Genomic DNA, 4,574 nt, shown 5'->3' on the forward strand with positions numbered 1-4,574 from the left:
CATGAATCAGGCGACAACTATCTTGACTTGCCCGAGGTACGTGCTCAAGAGGCAAAGGCCGGAATCCGCGCCAATGCTGGGGGAATGAGCAAAAAAATCCCAACCGATAAGGGTTGGGATTTTTGGTGTTGGTGGTGGAGCACGGAACCGAACCCGCGTCCGCTTTCAGAGACAGATAGTAACAGGTGGGTCTTGAGGGCACGGATTCGACCATTTGGCCGAGTCTGTTCACAGCAACGATATATCTTTGATCAGACGAGACCGGCGAGCCTGTCTTTTGACCTGATCATCAGAGTCGTCTGCCCACGCGTGAGACGAACTACCCCAAGACCAGTCTGTGCCAGTAATGCCCACCAAGCGAACCTCTCCTGCCATGCCGGAAATTGTTCGGTCAAACGACTTCCCGCCAGCACTGAAGGCGATTCGATGGCTGCCAGCCTTTACCCGTAGGCGGATCATTGAGTTCGGAACAGTTTCCATCGCAGTCCCGCCATTGACCGAAATATCCAGCGGATGGTGTCCATCACCCCAATAGCGAACTACGTATCCTCTTCTTGCTCGTCTGGTCGATGGGCCAGACGATAAAGAATGGGGAGTACGAGTAGCGTCAGTAATGTGGAAGACACGATGCCGCCGATCACCACAGTGGCCAAGGGCCGCTGAACTTCTGCGCCGGTTCCAGTGGCAATCGCCATCGGGATGAAACCCAAAGACGCCACCAGGGCCGTCATCAGCACGGGACGCAAACGGGTCAACGCGCCGTCCCGAATGGCCGCGTCCAGAGGCATTCCCTCCTCTCGCAGGGTGCGGATGTAGGAAATCATCACAAGGCCATTGAGTACGGCGACGCCTGAGAGCGCGATGAAGCCCACTGCCGCCGAGATCGACATGGGGATGTCGCGCAGCCACAGCGCCAGGATTCCACCCGTCAACGCGAACGGAATGCCGGTAAAAACCAGCAAACCATCCTTGGCGTTGCCGAACATCGCAAAGAGCAAGACGAACACCAGGAGCAGAGAGACTGGAACAACGATCTGCAGGCGTTGTGTTGCCGACTGCAGGTTCTCAAAAGTTCCGCCCCAACTCGTCCAATACCCAGGAGGGATCTTGACCTGTGCCAGAGCTGCTTTTGCATCCGCGACGAACGAGCCCACGTCTCGACCACGAACGTTGGCACTTACAACGATGCGACGTTTTCCATTTTCCCTGCTGACCTGATTCGGGCCGGGTGCCAACTCGAAGCTCGCCACTTCACCCAGTTGAATGAAGTTGGTTCGGCCTTCAAGACCTCCCGTACCTGTTCCGCGCGGCAAAGGAATCGGCAAGCGCTTCATGCCTTCCAAGTCGTTGCGCAGGGATTCTGGCAACCGAACCACGATGTCGAATCGACGGTCGCCTTCAAACAGCGTCCCGGCCTCACGCCCTCCGATGGCCGTAGCCACGGTGTCCTGGATATCACCCACGTTCAGACCATAGCGGGCGGCCTTCTGACGATCAATGTTCACTGTCAGCATTGGCAATCCAGTGGTCTGTTCAACCTTGACCTCGGACGCGCCCTGGATCTTCTGCAGCATTGACGAGACTTCTTCAGCCGTCTTATTCAAGACGGCCATGTCGTCGCCGAATATCTTCACCGCAACGTCGCTGCGGACACCTGAGATGAGTTCGTTGAACCGCAGCTGGATCGGTTGAGAGAACTCGTAGTTGCTGCCCGGAATCTTGCCGGCGATTTCTTGCACCGCTGCAAGCAACTCGTCACGCGACTTGCGTGGCTCCGGCCACTCCGATTGCGGTTTGAGCATGATGTAACCGTCGGAGATGTTCGGAGGCATCGGGTCGGAGGCGATCTCGGCCGTTCCCGTTCGCGCAAAAATGCGTTCGATCTCGGGGAACTTGGCTTTGAGCGTTGATTCCAGCTGCTGCTGCATTGCCACTGACTGCGAAAGGCTGGTGCCAGGAATGCGCAAAGCCTGAATGGCGAAATCGCCTTCGTTCAAGCTGGGCACAAATTCACTGCCCATGCGGGTCGCGATCAAGCCGCACAGAACCACCGCTACTGCGGCAACCGCCAAGACGACGGCCTTGGCAGCCATGACACGGTCCAGCAAAGGACCGTACCAGCGCTTGGCCTGCACCATCAGCCAGTTTTCCTTCTCGCTGACGCGGTTGCCGATGAACAGCGCGACTGCAGCCGGGATGAAAGTCACTGACAAAATCATCGCCCCAACCAGCGCAGCAACCACTGTGAACGCCATGGGATGGAACATCTTTCCTTCAACGCCGGTCAGGGCGAAGATGGGCAGGTACACCACCATGATGATGAGCTGACCAAACAAGAGCGGGCGGCGCGATTCCTTGGAGGCAAGAAATACCTCGTGAAAACGCTCCGAGCGCGTCAAAGGCCTGCCGTACTGAGCTTGTGCATGGGCGAGACGTCGCACACAGTTCTCGACGATCACAACCGCCCCGTCGATGATGATGCCGAAGTCCAGTGCCCCCAGACTCATCAAATTGGCGCTTACCTTGTAGGTCGCCATCCCCGTAAAGGTGAACAGCATCGACAAGGGGATCACGGCCGCCGTAATGATGGCCGCGCGAATGTTGCCCAGGAACAGGAATAGGATCACGATCACCAGGATCGCGCCTTCCAACAAGTTCTTCTTCACCGTGCTGATGACTTTGTCCACCAAGACAGTACGGTCGTAAACGGTCACCGCATGAACGCCTTCAGGCAGACTGCGGTTGATTTCAACCATTTTTTTGTCGACTGCTTGAGAGACGGTTCGACTGTTCTGGCCGATGAGCATGAAGGCCGTGCCCAGCACCACTTCGCGCCCGTTGGCTGTGGCGGCACCCGTGCGCAGTTCACGCCCCAGCCCAACCTCGGCCACGTCACGCACCCGGATCGGCACACCACCGACGCTGCTGACGATCACGTTGCTGATGTCCTCCAAGGTTTTGACCTGACCGGGCGCTCGAATCAGATATTGCTCGCCACGCTTTTCGATATAGCCCGCGCCCACGTTGCCGTTGTTGCGCTCCAATGCCGTCACGATGTCCTGCAAGGTGACGCCCAGCGAGGTGAGGCGCTCAGGATTAGGGGCGATCTGGTATTCCTTGGAATAGCCGCCAATGGAGTTGATTTCTGTGACGCCGGGCACGTTGCGCAACTGTGGCTTGATGATCCAGTCCTGAATCTCGCGCAGATCGGTGGCCGTATAGGGTTGGCCATCAGGCTTCTTCGCACCATCCTTGGCTTCGACCGTCCACAGATAGATTTCGCCCAAGCCGGTCGAAATCGGACCCATCGCCGGGGTAATTCCAGAGGGCAACTTGTCGCGCGCCTCCTGTATGCGTTCGTTGACCAATTGGCGTGCGAAGTAGATGTCGGTGCCGTCCTTGAAGATCACGGTCACCTGTGACAGTCCATAGCGGGACAGGGAACGGGTTTGCTCCAGGTTGGGAAGGCCCGCCATCGCGGTCTCAATCGGGTAAGTCACCCGTTGCTCGGTCTCCAGCGGTGAGTACCCCGGTGCTTGGGTGTTGATCTGTACCTGGACGTTGGTGATGTCCGGCACTGCATCGATGGGGAGCTTCTGGTAGTTGAATACGCCGACGGCCGCCATACCGATGACTGCTAGCAACACCAACCATCGATGTTCGATGGCTGCTCGAATAAGTTTTTCAAACATGTGCGCGACTCCGGTATCAATGGGTGTGTTCGGCAGAGGCTTTGCCGAGCTCAGACTTCACGACAAAACTTCCTGCTGCCGCGTAGGGAGCCCCCGGCTTGAGTCCTTGCACCACCTCGACCCGCTTGCCATCACTGCGGCCCAACTGCACGGGCTGGGCAATGAAGCCTCCGTTCACTTTCAGGAACACCACGGGCTTGTCGCCCAAGGTCTGAATGGCGTCACTGGCCACAGTCACGGGTACTTCCGCCTCCGATGCAGTCACCTCCACACTGACAAACAGACCAGGACGCCAAACGCCCTTGGGGTTGGACAAGACCACGCGGGCCTTGGCCATGCGAGTCTGTTCACCGATCAACGAACCCACAAAAGTTATGGTTCCGGTCGCGCTGGCATCGAAGGCCGTCGCTTTGATGGTGACCTTCTCGCCAACCCTGACCAGCGGCAAATCCTTCGCGGGCACGTTGATCTCGGCCCAGACCTGTCCCAGGTCAGACACGGTGAACACGGCGGCATCTTCCTTGACTGCCTCACCGAGGCTGAGATGTTTTTCGATCACCAAGCCGTCGAATGGCGCGCGCAGCTCGAAGCGATTGAGCCCCCCCGAAGATCCTGATGTCAGACCCAAGGCGGACAGCTTCTGCTGGGCGTTGGCCACGGCGACCTCTGCCTCGTGTAAGGCTTGCTTGGCTTGCAGGTAGTCCTGCTCGGCAGAGATCTTCTGCTCCCAGAGCCGCTTTTCACGCTCATACGTGGTCTTGGCCAAGGTCAATCGCTTTTGTGCTGTCTGCAACTCGCTGCGCTGCTCTGATGCCGCCGGGCTGGCGATGACGGCCAAAACTTGGCCTCGTCTGAGGTTGTGTACCATCCTTTCTGTAAATT

2 protein-coding genes are annotated in these 4,574 nt (G+C 57.9%); both read right to left on the reverse strand.

The genetic code is table 11. The features are described 5' to 3' along the window. Positions 1 to 539 precede the first annotated feature (539 nt). Positions 540 to 3,692: a CusA/CzcA family heavy metal efflux RND transporter gene (locus OA56_RS09100; protein ID WP_461584815.1), complete on the reverse strand. Its 3,153-nt coding sequence runs from the start codon at positions 3,690 to 3,692 to the stop codon at positions 540 to 542. 16 nt (positions 3,693 to 3,708) lie between these two features. Next, positions 3,709 to 4,574: efflux RND transporter periplasmic adaptor subunit (locus tag OA56_RS09105; protein WP_461584816.1), on the reverse strand; the 866-nt coding region annotated here is incomplete at its 5' end.

Source organism: Tepidiphilus sp. HLB4 (assembly GCF_054823945.1).

Excerpts from the sequence above, each read along its gene's own strand:
- OA56_RS09100 (WP_461584815.1), bottom strand. The coding sequence starts at position 3,692 with ATGTTTGAAAAACTTATTCGAGCAGCCATCGAACATCGATGGTTGGTG.